Source organism: Mucilaginibacter defluvii (genome assembly GCF_039543225.1).
GTDB classification, from domain to species: Bacteria; Bacteroidota; Bacteroidia; order Sphingobacteriales; family Sphingobacteriaceae; genus Mucilaginibacter; species Mucilaginibacter defluvii.
The window spans coordinates 2,228,293-2,247,112 of the sequence record NZ_BAABJI010000002.1; the positions used below are offsets into that span (position 1 = coordinate 2,228,293).

Consider the following 18,820-nt stretch of genomic DNA (forward strand, 5'->3'; position numbering starts at 1 on the left):
TTCCTCACAAATCCCCATCTCATTGATGATGGACTTTTAAGACTTTTTCTTTATTTCCTTGTCTTGTTGAGCTTGTCGAAGCATTGGCCGACTCTGTCCGGCGTTTATCCCTTCGACAGGCTCAGGGGGACAACCTTTTTAATCCTTGTTATGCTTCCGCCTTTTCCACCTTCGGCAACGGATCGGCATAGTTAGCCAAACCGTAATTGCGTGATGTAGCTTCGGCAGCATTGGTAACATGCCACTCAAACTCATCCCTAAAGTGGCGTATGGCACTGGCTACCGGCCAGGCTGCCGCGTCACCCAGCGGACAAATCGTATTACCTTCAATTTTTTTAGAGACATCAACCAGCAAATCCATATCGCTCATTTTGCCGTGGCCATATTCCAGGCGGTGCAAAACCTTTTCCATCCAGCCTGTACCTTCACGGCATGGCGAACATTGTCCGCAGCTTTCGTGGTGGTAAAAACGGGAGAAATTCCAGGTGTTACGTACAATGCACTGATCTTCATCAAAGGCAATAAAACCACCCGAACCCATCATGGAGCCGGTAGCAAAACCACCGTCAGACAATGACTCATAGCTCATCAGCCTTGCTTCGTTGTTGATGGTTTTTAAGATCAGGTTAGCTGGTAATATCGGCACTGATGAACCGCCCGCTACTACCGCTTTAAGGCGTTTGCCGTTGGCTATACCGCCGCAATATTCATCGCTGTAAATAAATTCTTCAACCGGTACGCCCAGCTCAATTTCATAAACACCCGGCTTTTTAAGGTTGCCCGATGCCGAGATCAGTTTAGTGCCTGTACTGCGGCCGATGCCTATTTTGGCATACTCGTCGCCACCCTCGTTGATAATTGGCACTACGGCAGCAATTGATTCCACGTTATTAACCACCGTTGGGCAACCATACAAACCCGCGATAGCCGGGAATGGCGGCTTAATACGCGGGTTACCACGCTTACCTTCCAATGATTCCAGCAGAGCGGTTTCTTCACCGCAGATGTAGGCACCGCCCCCGGGCTGCACGTACAGCTCCAGATTGTAACCGGTACCGAATATATTTTTGCCTAATAAGCCCGCGTTTTTAGCTTCGGCAATGGCTCTTTCCAGTATGCGTATCTGCGGCATCATTTCGCCGCGAACGTAGATGTATGATGTATTGGCACCAAGGGCGTAACTGGCCGCAATCATTCCCTCAATTAATAAGTGAGGGATGTACGTCATCAGGTAACGGTCTTTAAAAGTACCGGGTTCTGATTCATCGGCATTACAAACCAGGTAACGGGGCACGCCTTCAGGCTTGGCCAAAAAACTCCACTTCATCCCGGTAGGAAAACCTGCACCACCACGGCCACGCAAGCCCGATTTTTTTACTTCCTCCACAACCTCGTCAGGAGTCAGTGTTTTCAGCGCTTTTTCAACAGCGGCGTAACCGCCCTTTTGGCGGTATACCTCCAGCGTGTTGATGCCGGGTACGTTAATATGTTCTAATAATAATTTGCGTCCCATTAGTTATTTGCCTTTGCTTTCAAGTCCGCTATTAAAGTATCAACCGATTGGGTGGTCAGGTTCTCGTAAAAGGTATATTCAGGGCCTATTTGCAGTACCGGGCCAAAGCCGCAAGCTGCCAAACACTCCACTCCTCTCCAGCTAAATAAACCGTCGGCAGTAACTTCGCCTTCTTTAACACCTAACTGCTGCTCAATATAATCCATTATTTTTTCGGCACCTACCAGGCAGCAAGGGCCTGTACGGCAAACCTCCAGTACATATTTGCCTTGCGGGCGCATAAAGTACATGGTGTAAAATGTAGCCACCTCATAAACCTCAATAGGTAAAATATCCAGGTAAGCGGCTACCTTATCCATGGCAGGGGTGCTCAACCAGCCAAACTCGGCCTGTGTTTCGTGCAAAATAGGCAGCAAGGCCGATTTTTGCTTTCCTTCCGGATAACGGCTTTTTATATCATCAAACTTAGCGATCAGCGCTGCTGAAAACTCAACAGGTGCCTGCTCGGTATCTTCAACCCTAAGCATCTAATTCTCCCGCTATAACGTTTAAACTACTCATGTTAATTATCGCGTCAGACAGTAACATGCCCTGGCTCATGGGCGCGTACATCTGGTAATTTATAAAGCTCGGCCTGCGGAAGTGCAAACGGTAAGGCGAGCGGCCACCATCGTTAACCAGGTAAAAACCCAACTCGCCGTTAGCGCCTTCAACCGCGTGATATACCTCGGTAACCGGCGTTTCTACCTCACCCATCACTATTTTAAAGTGGTAGATCAAAGCTTCCATGTTGTTATACACTTCCTCTTTGGGAGGCAGGTAAAATTCCGGCACGTTGGCATGGAATATATCCGCAGGTTCCTTTTCTATCTTGTTTAAAGCTTGCTCAATAATGCGCAGGCTTTGCTTCATCTCTTCGTTACGTACCAAAAAGCGGCTGTAAACATCGCCGTTTTCACCTACCGGAATCTCGAAATCAAATTCCTCATACGATGAGTAAGGCTCCATGACGCGCACGTCGTAGTCAATACCGGTAGCACGCAATAAAGGGCCGCTCCAGCTGTAGCTTAGCGCCGTTTCGGCAGTTACCGGGGCAACGCCTTTGGTACGGTCAATAAATATACGGTTGCGGTTAAATAGATTCTCAAACTCCTTTAATACCGCCGGAAATGCTTTTACAAACTTGCGGATCTTGTTAAACGCGATGGTATTAAAGTTGCGTTCAAACCCGCCTATACGGCCAATATTAGTAGTAAGGCGCGAACCGCAGATCTCCTCATAGATTTCGTAGATCTCCTCACGGTATTCCATCATGTACAAAAAGCCTGTGAAAGCGCCGGTATCAACGCCCAATACACCATTACAAATAATGTGGTCGGCAATACGGGCAAGTTCCATGATGATCACGCGCATGTAGTCCACACGCTTAGGCGTGGTAATACCGGCCAGCTTTTCAACCGTCATGTGCCAGCCCATGTTATTTATAGGTGATGAGCAATAGTTCAGCCTGTCGGTAAGCGGGGTGATCTGGTAAAATGGCCTGTGCTCGGCAATTTTTTCAAACGCGCGATGTATATAGCCAATGGTTGATACGCCGCTTACAATGCGCTCACCGTCCATTTGCAACACGTTTTGAAAAACGCCATGCGTAGCCGGGTGCGTTGGCCCCAGGTTAAGGGTTGAGAGTTCGCTCTGCGGATCGTTATCAAAAAATACAGGAGGATTCTGCATGCTTATTATCTTCCAAAAAAGTAATCTTTCTTATCTACACGGTTCGGGTCTTCCAATGGGTACTCCTTACGCATCGGGAAAACCGTCATATCGTCAACATTTAGTATGCGGCGCAGGTCGGGGTGGCCGTCAAACACAACGCCAAAAAAGTCGTAGGTTTCGCGTTCCATCCAGTTAGCACCATCCCATAACACCGTAGCGGTTGGCATGTGCACATCACCATCGGCCACAAATACCTTTATGCGGATGCGTACATTATTTACCAAGCTGTGCAGATGATATATAATGCCGATAGGTTTTTCCTGTTCAGGATAGTGGATAGCCGTAATGTCTGTTAAAAAAATAAATTGCAGCGTAGCATCATTCTTTAAAAAAGTCAGCAGATCGATGATCTGCTCGCGGCCGGTTTCAACAGTAAGCAAACTATGTGGTTCGCCAATTACGCTTACCTGGTCGCCAAACTTAGCGGCTATCTTATCTAAAACTTCCTGATTGGTTATTTTACCCATTACTGAATTCCGTATTTAGCTAAAAGTTCCTGGTACTTCGGTTCGTTACGGCGGCGCAGCGACTCGGTTTGTACCAGTTTCTGAATATTCATAAAACCATCAATAATGGCTTCGGGGCGTGGCGGGCAACCAGGCACATAAACATCAACGGGTATCACCTCGTCAATACCCTGCAATACCGAATAAGTATCAAATATACCACCGCTTGAAGCGCATGCACCTACGGCCATCACCCAACGAGGTTCAGCCATTTGCAGGTACACCTGGCGCAGTACCGGGGCCATTTTTTTAGATATGGTACCCATCACCATCAGCAGGTCGGCCTGGCGTGGCGAAAAGCTTAAACGCTCGGCACCGAAACGGGAAAGGTCATAATGTGAGCCCATTGTAGCCATAAACTCAATGCCGCAGCATGATGTGGCGAACGGAAGGGGCCATAACGAGTGTGAACGGGCCAACCCGATAGCTTTATCAAGCGATGTAGCAAAGAACCCTGAACCTTCAACACCCGGAGGGGCGTTAACTATTTGAATATCACTCATGAATCAAATTATAAACTTAGGCTTGCAGGCAAAAAGACCGCCTTACACCACAAATTTATAATAAAATACCAGCTAAAACCACCAGAAAGGCTACGTATGAGGTATTTAGAATCAATCTAAACTCAATCCCACTCAAGGGCGCGTTTGCGGATAATGTAGATAAAGCCGAGCAGTAAGGTGCCCATGAAAATAAACATCTCGATCATGCCGGTTTTGCCCAGCTCTTTAAAGTTTATAGCCCATGGGTACATAAAGATCACCTCAACATCAAACAGCACAAACAGAATGGCTACCAGGAAGTATTTGATGGAAATAGGCGTACGCGCGTTACCTACTACTTCTATACCTGACTCAAAGGGCGTAAGCTTATCATTGGTTTTGCGTTTAGGGCCAATTTTGTGGGTTACAAACATGGTGGTAAATACAAAACCAAGTGCCACTACCATTTGAAAAATGATAGGCAAGAAGTTGATCGGTAAACTTTGTGCTTCCATATTGCAAATATAATGATGGGTTTCAAATAAAAAAGGTCTCATTTTTTAATGAGACCTTTAATAGTTTTTATGGTTTGAGCTCCGGTTATTTACCGGTTGCTCCGCCCTTTTTAGAGAAAAATGCTAATACCGATTTATTGGTTGGATCCAACTCTCTGGCTTTAGTAAAGTTTTCAGTAGCCTTGGCGTTATCCTTTTCTTTGTAAGCAGCGTAGTTGCCTAAGTAAACATAAGCTTCACTTAAGCCTTTTTTGGCTTTATCATCAGGAGCACCTTTAGCAGTTACTACCTCAATATATTTTTCGTAGAAAGGTTTAGCGTAACCTACTATGTTGTTACGGTCTTTTTCCTTCATCTCGTTTACACGTGCACGGTAAAGATACGCATCAGCAAACGGCTGATTAGCAGTTTTCTGAATGATATAGCTAAACGCGCTATCGGCTTTAGTCAACACTTCTTCGTTACCTTTTTTAGCGTCGTAACCAAAATAGTAACTTAAACCCTCATAAAAATAATCGGTAAGTTTAACAGCGCGACCACCTTTTTGGGTGAACTCGTTATAAGCGTCACCGGCTTCAACATACTTTTTCTTTTGGTAAAGAGTTTTAGCAATTTCGGCATAAAGCTCTGCCTGCGTAGTGTCTAACTCTACCGCTTTCTTCAGGTTATTGATACCTGATGAATCATCTCCTGAAGCAATTTGAATACGCCCTAAATACAAATAATCGCGCGGTATAATACGTTTTTCACCAGCTTCGGCCATGAATTTTTTCATACCGGCTAATGCGGCTGGGTAATCCTTATTCTCGTAAGCAGCATAGGCTTTATAACGATAGATTTTAAGATTCGTGTTAGCGCCAGGAAGCTTTTCTAATTCAGCAACTTCAGCCTGTAATGTCGGATAATCACCTGCTGCTAATAAAAAGTCGGCATAACGCATACGCGATTCTATAGAACGGTCAGTTAAGCTCAGGTATTTTTTATAGTTCTCAACGCCTTCTTTAACTTTAACCGATGCCATTTTGGGGTCATTAAACGCCCAACGCAGGTCAGTTTCCGCCCACTCACGGTAAGCAGGACCGTAGTTAGGGTTAATGGCTAACGCAGCTTTATATTCAGCTTCTGATTGCTCAAAGTTATTAGCATATCTCCAAAGCACGCCCTTAGCAACGGTAGCAGCGGCTGATTTTGGATCGACAGCCAAAGCTTCTTGATAATTGGTTAAAGCATCGCTGCTTTTTACCAGCAAACGGTTTGCGTTACCTAACTCAACCAGCAAAGCGGCATCTTTAGCGTTAACGGCTTTACCTTTGGCCAAAACATCGGCGGCAGCTTTAGCATCAGCCGGATCGAGTAAATAGGCTTCACCTACGTACAAATACGGCGTGCTGTTTTTACCGGCCTGGCTGATGGCCTGATTAAAATTAGTAGTAGCGCCCGCGGAGTTTTTCTCTAAACGGGCTACAGCGCCCAAACCGGCATAATTTAACGCTGATTTGGGGTTTTTAGCTATGCCTTGTGTAAACACGGCCTTAGCTGAATCAGGATAATCCTGCAATATATACACCCAACCCAGGTAAAAATAGTTCTCATCCTTATCGGCCTGAGTTTGGGTAAGGTTTTTAAGCATTGATTTTGCTTTCTGATACTGCTCGGCGTCAATAGCTTTTTTGGCGTCGTCTAAACTTTGCGAAAAAACTGATGAACCCATAAGCATCAGTGGTAATGCTGCGGTGGCAATTTTACTGATCTCTTTCATCTAATTAATTTTAATTTACTCTTTCTTTATGTTTATTTCCCTGCGCGGGATTGAATCAGGCAATAAGCCCGACTTCAGTATTATACGCTGTCCTCGTTCGCTTGCCAAAAATGATGCAAATCCCGTGCCCAATCCTACCCTGCCGGTACTGTTTAATATATACAGCTCTCTGCTTAGCGGGTACTGTTTTAAGACAAGCGAAGTCTGTGATGGTTTAAAGTAATCGTTAGAGTACTTTTTGTTAGTATCATCGCGCACACCCATAATCTGCACTTTGCGTACGTACGGGGCATAGTCATCATCGGGATCATTTAACCAACTGAAACCAACTATTCCTATCGCGCCCTCATGTTCACTTACATATTTGATAACCTCTTTGTTTGATTTGAGGGCATAAATATTCTTTTGTTTAAGATCTTTATTGCCTGATAAGTTTTTCAGGTACCGTACTATACTGGAGTTCGGATTATCAAAAACGATGTTTTGGTCGGTTTTAGTACCCCCGTTCAACATTTTTTTTATTTCAGATACGGTGATAAGCGTATCGGCCGATTTTTTACTGACGATTAATGCTACTGCGTCTACAGCGAACTTGTTAACATCGGGCGGTAATTTACGCTCGTCAAATATTTTTTTTTCAACCGGCGTAAGCTCGCGCGACATAATGGCCACGCTTATGCTGTCGTTTAAAAAAAGGTTGAGCAGCTCATTTTCTGACATGTAGTGTATATCCAGCTTGGCTTTGCTATATAAACTTTCAAACACCACCTGCTCTTCAGCCACAATGGGCTCGAACGACTCATCGGCCAATACTTTGATTTCCCCTTCGGCGAATCCGTCAAGCGGCTTGGTCGCCTTATCAGTACCTGACCCGCAGGCTGTTAACAAAAATACGATCCCACATAAGCAACTGAACTTAATATTAGCTTTCGTCATCATCCTTTTTTAATAAACGTGAAAACCTGAGTATCCCATAAAAAATAAAAAAGGCGCCACACAAATACCGTTGCCAATCGGCCAAGGGCAAATTCATGGCATCCCAAAACATGATCATTAGCCCAAGCGCAGTAACGCTTATGAACGTAATAACCCCTAAAATAAGCAAAAATCGCCTTTTGGGCGATTTTTGCTTTGAATTTGAATTAAATGACATTTATATGCAATTATTCGCTTGCTAAGTTAAACGCGATTGGAACGGTGTATTGTACACGTACCGGACGGCCATTCTGGATACCAGGGGTCCATTTCGGTGATTTTTTTAATACACGCACAGCTTCTTCGTCGCAACCGCTACCAATACCACGCAATACCGTAATATCAGTTAATGATCCGTCTCGTTCAACAACGAACTGCACGAACACACGGCCTTGAACGTTGTTTTCGCGGGCAACTGCCGGGTAACGGATGTTTTTGGTCAGATAGTTACCGAAAGCAGCTAAACCACCCGGAAAAGCGGGCTGGGTTTCAACCGCGGTAAATATCTCGTTCGGGTCGCTCTCAATCACCTGTTTTACGTCAGAGTTACCTACCGGCTCGTCAATACGTATTTCGGCGTTCGGGTCACCTTTCTGGTCTTTCTGACCAGGGTCAGCAACCTCAAGCTCCTTAACAGTTGGCGGATCTTTTTCCACTACCTGGTCGTCAGGCTTTACCACCGGAGGCGGAAATTTTATCTGGTCAACCTTCGGTTTCGGCGGCTCAGGTGCCGGCGGAGGTGGTTTTTTAGTTTGATCCACCGGTGGCGGAGGGGTAAGCACCACATCGGTTATTTTAACCTTCTCCGGCGCTTTCGGAATGAACCCTTTTATCTTATTGATGATAGTAGGCATTGACACGACAACCACAAACACCGTAATGCCTATTAATAGCGCCTGCCCCGTACGTTTCGAGTTAGACTTTCTTAATTCATAGGCACCGTATGCTTTATTACGATCGCTGAATACTACATCAATCCATTCCTGTTTTAATATATCTAATTTTGATCCTAACATTATTTTAGGCTTTACTTTAATGTATTAAACAGTTAATTAATATAAACCCTGTTCTTGTAACAGTTTCGTTTCTACAGGTAAAATTTCGGCAAAACCGTACGATTGAATGTTAGTGATCGCAATTTCGTCAAGCGCGTCAACCATGTTTTTATAAACTGATTTATTACTTGGTTTAATGATCACGAACATGAACTTACCGGTTTTTTCCTGCACCTCCTTGCTCTTATCAAGCAGGGTTTGGCGCAGACCTTTTTTACCGTAACCTTCAACTTCAGGAGCTGTTTTGCCAGGCTCACCGATATACCACATCAGCTTATTGTCTTTACCTAAAAGTAAAGTCATGGTACGCGATGCAGCTACATCAAGCTGATTATCCTGCTTTTCGTCCTTATCCGGCATGGCAACGTCCATCGCCTTTGGTTTTGACAGGGTGGTCGTCATGATGAAGAAAGTGATCAGAAGGAAAGCCAAATCCACCATCGCTGTTAAGTCAACGCGGGTTGATTGCTTTTTACTTCTTACCTTTCCACCTTTTTTCCCACCCCCGCCGGAGGTATCTAATTCTGCCATCTATCTTAATCTTTTGATGCTCCTCTAAGGGATGTTATTAAACTAAATTTATTAACTTTTTGGCGCTGCAGTATGGCAATAACATCCTTAATTGTTGGATATTCTTCTTTACTGTCGCCTTTGATAGACACACGCATTTCCTGGTTGTGCAAAGCTTTTACCGCTTTACGTGATTCCCTGATCCAGTTAAAAAGCTCATCGCTAACTGAATCGCGCGGGATGCCAGGCTGCGGATAGCGTTGCCTTTGTTCAACATCCAAAGCTAAAAACTGCTTTAATGATTGAATTGGCACTCCAAACACAGGTAATGCGGCAAACTTATTCATTTCCTGAGGGGTAAACTGGATATTGTAAAGCCCACCCATCTGCTCTAAAACCGCTTTGCGTACATCGTTACCTTCTACGCTGAAGAAAGCCTTTTTTTCACCTACGGTGATAACCGCTATGTTTTCTTCGGGTAGCTTTATGTCCTTCACTGAGCCCGGAACATCCACGGGAACTGGATCCTCGATACGAGGCTTCGCGGTCAATATGAAAAAGGTAAGCAATAGAAACGCCACATCACACATTGCGGTCATGTCTATCGATGTACTTTTTCGTGCAACTTTTACTTTTGGCATAATTTTAATCTGTTAAATATTAAGGCTTGTTGTTATTTATTAAACATTTCGGCTGACTGAGGCCAGCCGAAACTAAGCGCTAAATATTTATTATCTGTGTGATGACGCGAACGTTTGAACGATGCTGAAACCAGTCTCGTCAATAGCGTAAGTCAATTTATCAATTTTTGAGGTAAACACGTTGTACATGATGATCGAAAGCGCAGAGGTACTGATACCTAATGCCGTATTGATCAAGGCCTCAGAAATGTGTGTTGAAAGAGCTGACTGGTTTGGAGCGCCTGATGATGCAAGCTCAGCGAACGCACCGATCATACCAACAACCGTACCTAACAGACCCACAAGTGTACCGATTGATACCAGGGTAGCAATGATAGTAAGGTTTTGCTCAAGCATTGGCATTTCAAGTGCAGTAGCCTCTTCAATATCTTTTTGAATAGCTAAAGCTTTTTGTTCGCTATCCATGCTTGGATCAGCCTCAACTTCGCGGTATTTTTTCAGGCCTGATTTGATAACGTTAGCTACAGAACCTTTTTGCTTGTCGCATTCAGCGCTTGCGGCTTCGATGTTACCAGCGTTAAGGAAACCTTGTACTTTACGAACGAAGGCATCAACATTGCCTGAACCTGAAGCTTTACCGATAACGATGAAACGCTCGATAGAGAACACGATAACCATCAACAGGAAGCTGATGATCACCGGTACGATAGGACCACCTTTGTGAACTGTACCATAGATATCCACCGGATCGTTATCAGGGTTACCGCCTTTGTAGTGACTGCCATCACCCAGTATGAAAATAAATATACAGATAGCAACAACAATACACAACGGAATTGCCAGTGTTGCGAAAATGCCCGATGAGCTTGAGCTTTCTTTTTTAACAGGAGTACTTGGTTTTGATGGTACGTTAGCCATTACAGTAAAATTTAGTTTTTAGTTTATGTTTATTTTTTATGTTTAATATGCCTGCTAAGCGAATAACAAAATTAAAATTTTCACAACGGAAAAAAATCAAAATCGACTATTCTTAATAATAATTTAACATTTCGCCTGAAACATCAGCGGAATGTAATAACGTTTGCAACACCAAATATTGTTTGTTACAACTATAATTTTTTACAATGAAAATTATTTTTTTCAATAATAGCAAAAATTATCCTACAAAAAGTATGTAACTAAACTGATAGATTTTGGGTGATTTACCCGCTTTCAAGTAATAATTATATACGTTGACTATTGATAATTAGTATATTAACTAAGAAATTAATTATAACTACTACGTTTAGCGCTTTAAAAACAAATAATATCTTTTTTTAACAAAATTGCAATCGATGGCATAAAACGGTTAGCCGCCCGCCTTTTTGGCCTTGTAACCATCGGCAATTAATATATCCATTACCTTATCCCTAAAATCTCCCTGAATTAATATTTCGCCATCTTTTGCCGAGCCGCCAACGCCGCATTTGGTTTTGAGCTTTTTACCTAAAGCCTCTAAATCCTCATTAAGCCCGGCAAACCCCGCTATACGAGTAACCAATTTGCCGCCGCCTTTACGGTCGAGATGTATTTTTAGATTTTGTTGTTGCGGAGCGGGCGTTTCCTTGTCATCATTCGCATCCCCGCTATATTGGAAACCCGGATCGGTAGAATATACAACCCCGGTATACTTTTGGTTCTTCCTGGACATATATGTAAGGTTAAATATTAATAATAGCCGAATAATACGTGGCTCACCGGCTAATCGTTATCACTGGCAACTAAACTGCCCCATGCGTTTTTGGTATCCTCGCCGCGCTCAAAGCCCTCGCCCACTATTACATTTAACGAGTGTGGTATAATATTTATTTCAACGTTGGTACCAATTAATTGTGGCTCGCCATCAAGGTGTGCGGGGCCGTTATTTTTACGGATTACCCGTATGTGCCTGCCACGGATTATTTCTACATATGCTGATTTATCGGCTGTTTTATTGAACATACGCAAAGCCATCTCCGGAAAGCGGTATAAAGGGAACGGCTTAACTACGCACACATCCAGCATGCCATCCTGCACGGATGCTTTGGGCGAAACATGGGCGTTGTTGCCAAACTGCGATGAATTGGCGAAACTCAGCATAAAGGCTTCCCGATCGTACTCCTTACCATCGATATTAATATGGTAAGCGTGCGATTTATAATTCAGTATTTCCTGTACTGATGATTTTAAATAACTGTAAAACCCGCGCTTTTTTGCGTTTTTACCTTGAGAAAAAACGTTACTGATGTGCGCGTCAAACCCTAAACCGGCCATGTTGAAGAATGGCTGTCCGTTAAACAAAGCCGAGTCAATAGTTTCCAGCCTCATTTTATTAAAGGTTTCCACGGCTCCGCGTACATTCATGGGTATACCTAAAAAACGGGCCAGGCCATTGCCCGATCCGAATGGGATTATACCCAAAGCTGTATTGCTGTTTACTATAGCTGAAGCTACCTCGTTAACCGTGCCATCGCCGCCTACGGCTACAACTACATCGTAATTTACAATAGCTTGTTTAGCCAGCTCTCGCGCATGGGTTACGCCTTGGCTAAAGTTAAATGTGGCGTCAAACTGCGCTGTATCCAGGTAATTGCCTATCAGTTTCGGCACCCCATCCTTACTTTTACCGCCCGAAACCGGGTTTACAATAAATAAAACTTTCTTTTTCAATCACCTGTGTTTAAGCGGGTCAAAAGTAAGTTATTTTCGGCTTTGTAAAAATTGTTTTATTTTAGCCGCCCGAAAGTGGACTGATTTAAGCTGCCTCAGCGCGGCGAATTGCAACCACGTAAATAAAGTGCTAAAGTTTGCTCCTTTTTTTACCGTGTTTCTTTTTTATCGCCCCCTCTTTCCGGTTATACATATTTTAATTTAAAGATTTTTATGCCATACTTATTCACTTCAGAATCCGTATCAGAAGGACACCCTGATAAAGTTGCTGACCAGATATCAGACGCGCTGATCGATCAATTCCTGGCTTTTGATGCCGAATCAAAGGTTGCCTGCGAAACCCTGGTAACTACAGGCCAGGTAGTACTTGCCGGCGAGGTTAAATCAAAAGCTTATCTTGATGTACAGAAAATTGCGCGCGACGTAATTAACCAGATTGGCTATACGAAGGGTGAGTACATGTTTGATGGTAATTCATGCGGTGTATTCTCGGCTATTCACGAGCAATCGCCGGATATTAACCAGGGCGTTGAGCGCCAGAACAAAGAAGACCAGGGCGCGGGTGATCAGGGTATGATGTTTGGCTATGCTACCAGCGAAACCGACAACTACATGCCTTTAGCGCTTGATCTGGCTCATGCTTTACTGATCGAGCTTGCCGCTATCCGTCGCGAAAACAATGAAATAAAATATTTAAGGCCTGATGCAAAATCGCAGGTAACGCTGGAATATAGTGACGATAACCAGCCAATACGTATCGACTCCATCGTAATATCAACCCAGCATGATGATTTTGACAGCGAAGAAGCCATGCTGGCCAAAATACGCGAGGATATCATTGGTATTTTAATTCCGCGGGTTAAAGCCAAGTACCCTAAATACGCGCACCTGTTTAATGATGGCATCAAGTTCCACATTAACCCTACAGGCAAATTCGTTATCGGCGGCCCGCATGGCGATACCGGTTTAACCGGCCGCAAAATCATAGTTGATACCTATGGCGGTAAAGGCGCTCACGGTGGTGGTGCTTTTTCAGGCAAAGATCCGTCAAAGGTTGACCGCTCTGCGGCTTACGCCACCCGCCACATCGCCAAAAACCTTGTAGCAGCTGGTGTTTGCAGTGAGGTACTGGTACAAGTATCATACGCTATTGGTGTGGCGCAACCTATGGGTATTTACGTAAACACTTACGGAACCAGCAAAGTTGGCTTAAATGATGGCGAGATCGCCAAAAAAGTTAAAGCTATTTTTGATATGCGCCCTTACGCCATTGAAACCCGTTTTAAACTGCGTAACCCGATATATAGCGAAACAGCGGCCTACGGCCACTTTGGCAAGGAGAGCAAAACCGTTAGCAAAACCTTCATTAGCCACGATGGCAATTCGGTAACTAAAGAGGTTGAGCTGTTTACCTGGGAAAAACTTGACCATGTTGACGCGGTAAAAACAGCCTTCGGACTGTAATTTACCTGCAATAAAATTTTATAGTGATAGCGGTGGGTGTTACCCGCCGCTATTTTTGTTTTATACCGTAGCATATGGGATTAAACAAAATAAATACATATAACCCACTGGCATTTACATCACGCTTTATGCCGGCTGAGGAGATGAAAGCCCTTGCGGGAGACTTTTTTGTTCTGCCTGTTGAGGATATGTACTGTCACCTGAAACGCCCGGTACCGGCATCACGTGCTACATCGCACTCCATATTATATATTACCGAAGGCGAAGCCCGTATGGGCGTAGGCAATACCAATTATACCATCGGCCCTAACCAAATGCTGGTGGTTGCCGCCGGGCAGGTATTTTCATTTGCAACCGGTGATGTTAACAAAGGATTTATCTGCAACTTTAGCGACGGTTTGATCACGGCAAAATTTGGCAGTGCCGAATTACTGCACAGCTTTGAATTTTTAAAGGTATGGGGTAATCCGCTGATTGAGCCTGATGCCGAAACAGGTGGTTATATAGGTCAGTTATTCCGACGCCTGGTAATTGAATATAGTAAAAACAAACTCCGTAACATTGATGTATTGCAGCCTTACCTTTTAAGCTTGCTCAGCGAAATAAACAGGGCATACGTTCCCTTGTTAGCAAACGGGAATGTGCAATCAAACATTCTTATCAATAAATTTAAGGAGCTGGTTTTTGCAAAATTCCGCATCGATAAACGGGTCGCTGATTACGCAGAAATGCTCAGCATCTCCCCTAACCATTTAAACAAAATTGTTAAAAACGCCACACAAAAATCGCCATCGGCATGGATAGATGAGGCCATTATTGCCGAGGCAAGAGTGCTGTTGATACAAACCAATTATACGGTAAGCGAGATATCACATGCCTTAGGGCTGGATGATCCGTCGTATTTTACCCGCTTGTTTAAACGGCATGAAGGCATTACCCCTTCAGCCTACCGCACGATTGATAAGTGCTAATAATGGCTTGATGTATCCTATCCAACTGATGCTGCAATCCTGAAATTTGCTGCCGTAAATTTTGCTTATGTACGCCATATTAATTTTTCTCCATTCCGTTACGCGCTGGCTGGTTTTAGCTTCCTTAGTTTATGCCATATTTAACGCGTTGCGAGGCTGGCTCTCCGGGCGGCACTTTACCCGCAGCGATGACAAAGTGCGTCACATAACCGCTACCATAGCGCATGTGCAGCTGGCTATTGGTTTCGTATTGTATTTTAACAGTCCGTTTGTGCTCTATTTCAGGCAGCATTACCACGAGGCGGTAAAGCAGTTGCCCTATTTATTTTTCGGCATAATACATATCGGGATGATGACGGTTGCCGTTGTTTTAATCACCATCGGCTCATCAGTAGCCAAGCGCTGCAAAACTGACGAGCAAAAATTTAAGACGATGGCCATTTGGTTCATCATTGCACTGCTTATTATTTTTATTAGTATACCCTGGCCTTTTTCGCCATTGGCACAACGCCCGTTTTTACGTACATTTTAATAAAATTATGCTTAAACAATTAAATACAAACATTGGCCGTTTAAGGCTGCTTGCTCTGCTTGAAGGCCTGTCGTTAATTGCACTGGTTTTTATAGCCATGCCTGTTAAATACATTTTTAACGATCCATCGTGGGTTAAGGCAATAGGCCCGGTGCATGGTGTGTTGTTTTTACTGTTTGTAGTGAACACCATTAGCGCGGGTATTGAGCTGCGCTGGAAATTCAGCGAGACCACCTGGAAAGTTTTGTTAGCCTGCATTATACCTTTCGGTACCTTTTATGTAGATAAAAAGATATTGAGCCGCTATTAAATTAATGCTATCATTAACATGGTTTGTGGGGTTAAAGGCATAATGGCGTATATTTACCCTTAATGACAAACCCTACCCTAAACCCTTGGACGATAACCGGGGAACACGAAAAATACGATAACCCCTGGATTAATGTTACCGAGTATAAAGTGCTTAACCCGGCCGGCAATCCGGGTATTTATGGTAAAGTGAGCTTTAAAAACCTGGCTATAGGCGTTTTACCGCTTGATGCCGACGGAAACACTTACCTGGTAGGCCAGTACCGTTTTCCGTTAGAACAATACAGCTGGGAGATGCCCGAAGGTGGTGGCCCTATCGGTATCGATCCGCTTGATTCGGCTAAGCGGGAACTGTTGGAAGAAACCGGGCTAAAAGCATCTGAATGGATCGAGATACAGCGGATGCACCTCTCAAACTCAGTAAGCGACGAACTGGCCATTATATACCTTGCCCGCAACCTGGAACAGTTTGAACCAGAGCCCGAAGAAACCGAACAACTGGTAATAAAAAAACTGCCCTTCGAGGATGTTTACCAGATGGTTTGCCGCGGTGAAATAACCGATAGTATGACGGTAGCAGCAGTTTTAAAAATTAAACTGATGATGTTTGAAGGTACTTTGTAACAAACTGTTGGATAATTTGCAGGCATCAAGTATAAATTGCTAAATTGGTCAACACCTTTTATTTACCAATTTTCAGTTAAACTGCTTGTCGGCTTTATCAAAACACTTATTCCGGCTATTAACCGGCATTTTGCTTATTGCAACGGTAAACCTGCAGGCGCAGCAAAAACCACAGTATACGCAATACCCATTCAATAATTACCTTGTTAATCCTGCATTTGCGGGTATCGAAAACTATATCGACCTCAAGCTCGGGCATCGTAGTCAGTGGACGGGCCTTGAAGGAGCTCCCAAAACTACTTATTTCACCATAAATGCGCCAATAGGCGAAAATTTTTTAAACGGTGGTGCCGGAAGCGGCAACCCAAACGAGCGCTCTTACCTCCGTACTTACATGGCTGCCGAACCGCACCATGGCGTGGGTTTGCAGGTTATTACAGATAAAGCTGGTCTCATATCTCAAAACACCATAGCGGGCAGTTATGCCTACCACTTGGGCTTGTCACCAACCTCCAATCTGGCTGTTGGCTTAACCGCGGGCGTAAGCCAGTATGCCATCAATACTTCAGCCATAACCGTTGAAAACCCGATTGACCCCGCCCTGAATAACGGCAACAACAGCAAATGGAGCCCCGATGTTACGGTAGGCGCACTACTATATGGCCCTAACTATTACACGGGCATTTCGGTACAGCAGGTGTTATCACAAAGTATATTTTCAACCAACTATAACCAAAGCAAAAGCGTACCGCATTTTTTGCTTACAGGCGGATTGAAACTTTACATGACCGATGACCTTACGCTAATGCCCTCCTTCCTGGTAAAAGTTATTGATCCTGCACCGACGACTTATGATGTAAATATGAAGCTTGCTTTCAGGGATGATTTTTGGATAGGCGGTTCCTATCGCAGAAACGACTCGTTTGGCATATTGGCTGGGTTTAACCTGAGCTCACTTATTAACGTCGGTTATTCGTACGATATCACGACCTCTAACCTTAACACCGTCAGCCGCGGCTCGCACGAAATTGTAATTGGCATTTTGCTTAACAATACCTATAGCGTAAAATGCCCGCAAAGAAGTTTTTAGCGGTTTATACATACTTTGCGCAAAACCTTTAACTTCGGCCACGGCAATAAATGCCGTATAAAACCCGTTTTCAACTTTAAACTATTTTTTTGAAAAATGAAGTCACTAAAACAATATGGCAGCATGTTGCTTATTGCCGCTTCGGTAGCAGCAATGCCGGCCTGTAAATCAAAGAAAGCCGTTGTAGCGCCGCCGCCGCCAAAACCACCGGCTGCAGCTCCGGCTACACCTCCGCCACCGCCACCGGTTAAAGAGGAAACCCCGGCTCCGCCACCTCCACCGGCAGCGCCTAACTACAACTTTAGCAATATTCAGTTCGAGTTTAACTCGGGCATATTAAAAACCGATTCATACGCGCTGCTTGATAAAGCCGTAGCTGAGATGAAAAAAGATGATTCGGTAAAATTTATGCTGGATGGCCACTCATCTGCTGAAGGCTCCGAAAAACACAATATGGACCTTTCGGTTGAACGTGCTAACGCCGTAAAAACTTACCTAACCAACAGCGGCGTTAGTGCCGACAGGCTAACGGTAAAGGGTTATGGTGAGAGCAAGCCGATCTCAAACAATACTGACGAGGCCAGCCGCGCGCTTAACCGCAGGGTGGAGATCAAAAAACAATAATAATTATACCCTATAACAAAAAATGAGCGCTTATAATTATAAGCGCTCATTTTTTGTTATTTATTAAGGAGTTTATTTTACCTCGATAACAAATTCCTCTTTTGGTGTACGTACCTTTTTTTGGTTCACCAACCAATCGTTAGCTTCGTCGCGGTATCCAAGCGGTAATATAGCGGCACTTTTCAACCCTTTTTCGGCCAGGCCTAAAATTTCATCGAGCTTTTCAGGAATAAAGCCTTCCATTGGCGTGGCATCAACACGTTGCTCGGCGGCTGCAGATACTGCAATGCCTAAGGCTATGTAAGCTTGCTTAGCGGCATGACTAGTGTGAAATTGCTGGCCAAGCGGCTCATACATACTCCATAACCTATCATGATAAGCGCTCATAGCATCATCCGGTAATCCACGCTCTTGTGTTGTACGTTTAAACACCTCACCAATTTTCTCATAAGTATAACCATCCCAGGCAGCGAAAACCAACAGGTGTGAGCAGTCAACAATCTGGCTTTGATCAAAAGCGATACCTTTAATTTTTTCCAGCACGTCTTTATCGGATACTACAATAATCCTGTAAGGCTGTAACCCTGATGATGATGGTGCCAAACGGGCAGCCTCCAATATATAATCCAGTTTATCTTGCGGAACAACAGCTCCGTTCATTTTTTTAGTGGCATAGCGCCAGTTTAGATCTTCAATCAAGCTCATAATAAATTTTGTCTATGATACGCAAAATTAAATGGTTAAACATTTAATTTTGTCATAAAACAAACATTTATATATATAACGCTT

General features: G+C 44.0%; 22 protein-coding genes. 7 read left to right on the top strand and 15 right to left on the bottom strand.

Annotated features, from left to right (window positions below):
* Nucleotides 1-148: 148 nt before the first annotated feature.
* The 14 genes from nuoF to ABD960_RS16215 all read right to left on the bottom strand — a co-directional run bounded on the left by nuoF (nt 149) and on the right by ABD960_RS16215 (nt 12,417).
* Nucleotides 149-1,513: an NADH-quinone oxidoreductase subunit NuoF gene (nuoF, locus tag ABD960_RS16150; RefSeq protein ID WP_345332420.1), complete on the bottom strand. Its 1,365-nt coding sequence runs from the start codon at nt 1,511-1,513 to the stop codon at nt 149-151.
* A complete protein-coding gene (locus ABD960_RS16155) occupies nt 1,513-2,040 on the bottom strand; it encodes an NADH-quinone oxidoreductase subunit NuoE family protein (protein WP_345332423.1) in 528 nt (175 codons plus the stop codon). The genes nuoF and ABD960_RS16155 overlap by 1 nt, the downstream gene beginning before the upstream one ends.
* Nucleotides 2,033-3,244 carry an NADH-quinone oxidoreductase subunit D gene (locus ABD960_RS16160; RefSeq protein ID WP_345332426.1) on the bottom strand — a complete coding sequence of 404 codons (1,212 nt, stop codon included), beginning with the start codon at nt 3,242-3,244 and terminating at the stop codon, nt 2,033-2,035. Before ABD960_RS16160 ends, ABD960_RS16155 begins: the two co-directional genes overlap by 8 nt.
* A 5-nt stretch (nt 3,245-3,249) precedes the next feature.
* Complete coding sequence (locus ABD960_RS16165; RefSeq protein WP_345332428.1) at nt 3,250-3,753, bottom strand: NADH-quinone oxidoreductase subunit C; 504 nt, start codon at nt 3,751-3,753, stop codon at nt 3,250-3,252.
* Nucleotides 3,753-4,295 carry an NADH-quinone oxidoreductase subunit B gene (locus ABD960_RS16170; RefSeq protein WP_232177357.1) on the bottom strand — a complete coding sequence of 181 codons (543 nt, stop codon included), beginning with the start codon at nt 4,293-4,295 and terminating at the stop codon, nt 3,753-3,755. The genes ABD960_RS16165 and ABD960_RS16170 overlap by 1 nt, the downstream gene beginning before the upstream one ends.
* A 122-nt stretch (nt 4,296-4,417) precedes the next feature.
* The gene (locus tag ABD960_RS16175; RefSeq protein WP_232177359.1) at nt 4,418-4,789 is read right to left on the bottom strand and encodes an NADH-quinone oxidoreductase subunit A; all 372 of its coding nucleotides are present in this window, start codon (nt 4,787-4,789) and stop codon (nt 4,418-4,420) included.
* Nucleotides 4,790-4,874: 85 nt separating this feature from the next.
* Nucleotides 4,875-6,548, bottom strand: coding sequence for a tetratricopeptide repeat protein (locus ABD960_RS16180; protein WP_345332433.1), 1,674 nt, complete (start codon nt 6,546-6,548; stop codon nt 4,875-4,877).
* Nucleotides 6,549-6,563: 15 nt separating this feature from the next.
* Entirely contained in the window at nt 6,564-7,436 is an 873-nt protein-coding gene (locus tag ABD960_RS16185; protein ID WP_345332436.1) for a PstS family phosphate ABC transporter substrate-binding protein, read from the bottom strand.
* A 275-nt stretch (nt 7,437-7,711) separates the two neighbouring features.
* Nucleotides 7,712-8,539: an energy transducer TonB gene (locus ABD960_RS16190; RefSeq protein ID WP_345332438.1), complete on the bottom strand. Its 828-nt coding sequence runs from the start codon at nt 8,537-8,539 to the stop codon at nt 7,712-7,714.
* A gap of 36 nt (nt 8,540-8,575) precedes the next feature.
* Entirely contained in the window at nt 8,576-9,109 is a 534-nt protein-coding gene (locus tag ABD960_RS16195) for an ExbD/TolR family protein (protein WP_345332441.1), read from the bottom strand.
* A gap of 5 nt (nt 9,110-9,114) precedes the next feature.
* On the bottom strand, nt 9,115-9,729 hold the full coding sequence (locus tag ABD960_RS16200) for an ExbD/TolR family protein (protein WP_345332444.1): 615 nt from the start codon (nt 9,727-9,729) through the stop codon (nt 9,115-9,117).
* Between the two features lie 90 nt (nt 9,730-9,819).
* The gene (locus ABD960_RS16205) at nt 9,820-10,647 is read right to left on the bottom strand and encodes a MotA/TolQ/ExbB proton channel family protein (protein WP_345332447.1); all 828 of its coding nucleotides are present in this window, start codon (nt 10,645-10,647) and stop codon (nt 9,820-9,822) included.
* Between the two features lie 430 nt (nt 10,648-11,077).
* Nucleotides 11,078-11,419 carry a translation initiation factor gene (locus ABD960_RS16210; protein ID WP_345332449.1) on the bottom strand — a complete coding sequence of 114 codons (342 nt, stop codon included), beginning with the start codon at nt 11,417-11,419 and terminating at the stop codon, nt 11,078-11,080.
* A gap of 50 nt (nt 11,420-11,469) precedes the next feature.
* The gene (locus ABD960_RS16215; protein WP_345332450.1) at nt 11,470-12,417 is read right to left on the bottom strand and encodes a diacylglycerol/lipid kinase family protein; all 948 of its coding nucleotides are present in this window, start codon (nt 12,415-12,417) and stop codon (nt 11,470-11,472) included.
* 213 nt (nt 12,418-12,630) lie between these two features.
* Between ABD960_RS16215 and metK the strand changes: the two genes are divergently transcribed.
* From metK to ABD960_RS16250, 7 genes are all read left to right on the top strand, one after another.
* Nucleotides 12,631-13,881 (top strand): methionine adenosyltransferase, encoded by a 1,251-nt coding sequence (gene metK / locus ABD960_RS16220; RefSeq protein WP_345332452.1) that lies wholly within the window; start codon nt 12,631-12,633, stop codon nt 13,879-13,881.
* A gap of 74 nt (nt 13,882-13,955) precedes the next feature.
* Complete coding sequence (locus ABD960_RS16225) at nt 13,956-14,852, top strand: AraC family transcriptional regulator (RefSeq protein WP_345332455.1); 897 nt, start codon at nt 13,956-13,958, stop codon at nt 14,850-14,852.
* A gap of 67 nt (nt 14,853-14,919) precedes the next feature.
* Complete coding sequence (locus ABD960_RS16230) at nt 14,920-15,384, top strand: hypothetical protein (RefSeq protein WP_345332459.1); 465 nt, start codon at nt 14,920-14,922, stop codon at nt 15,382-15,384.
* Between the two features lie 7 nt (nt 15,385-15,391).
* Nucleotides 15,392-15,694 (top strand): DUF3817 domain-containing protein, encoded by a 303-nt coding sequence (locus ABD960_RS16235; protein WP_345332461.1) that lies wholly within the window; start codon nt 15,392-15,394, stop codon nt 15,692-15,694.
* A gap of 62 nt (nt 15,695-15,756) precedes the next feature.
* The gene (locus ABD960_RS16240; protein ID WP_345332463.1) at nt 15,757-16,317 is read left to right on the top strand and encodes an NUDIX domain-containing protein; all 561 of its coding nucleotides are present in this window, start codon (nt 15,757-15,759) and stop codon (nt 16,315-16,317) included.
* Between the two features lie 130 nt (nt 16,318-16,447).
* On the top strand, nt 16,448-17,407 hold the full coding sequence (locus ABD960_RS16245; RefSeq protein ID WP_345332466.1) for a PorP/SprF family type IX secretion system membrane protein: 960 nt from the start codon (nt 16,448-16,450) through the stop codon (nt 17,405-17,407).
* Between the two features lie 96 nt (nt 17,408-17,503).
* Complete coding sequence (locus ABD960_RS16250; RefSeq protein ID WP_345332470.1) at nt 17,504-18,031, top strand: OmpA family protein; 528 nt, start codon at nt 17,504-17,506, stop codon at nt 18,029-18,031.
* Between the two features lie 72 nt (nt 18,032-18,103).
* Here ABD960_RS16250 and ABD960_RS16255 read toward each other — a convergent pair whose 3' ends face one another.
* Nucleotides 18,104-18,736: an NAD(P)H-dependent oxidoreductase gene (locus ABD960_RS16255; protein WP_345332473.1), complete on the bottom strand. Its 633-nt coding sequence runs from the start codon at nt 18,734-18,736 to the stop codon at nt 18,104-18,106.
* Between the last annotated feature and the right edge of the window lie 84 nt (nt 18,737-18,820).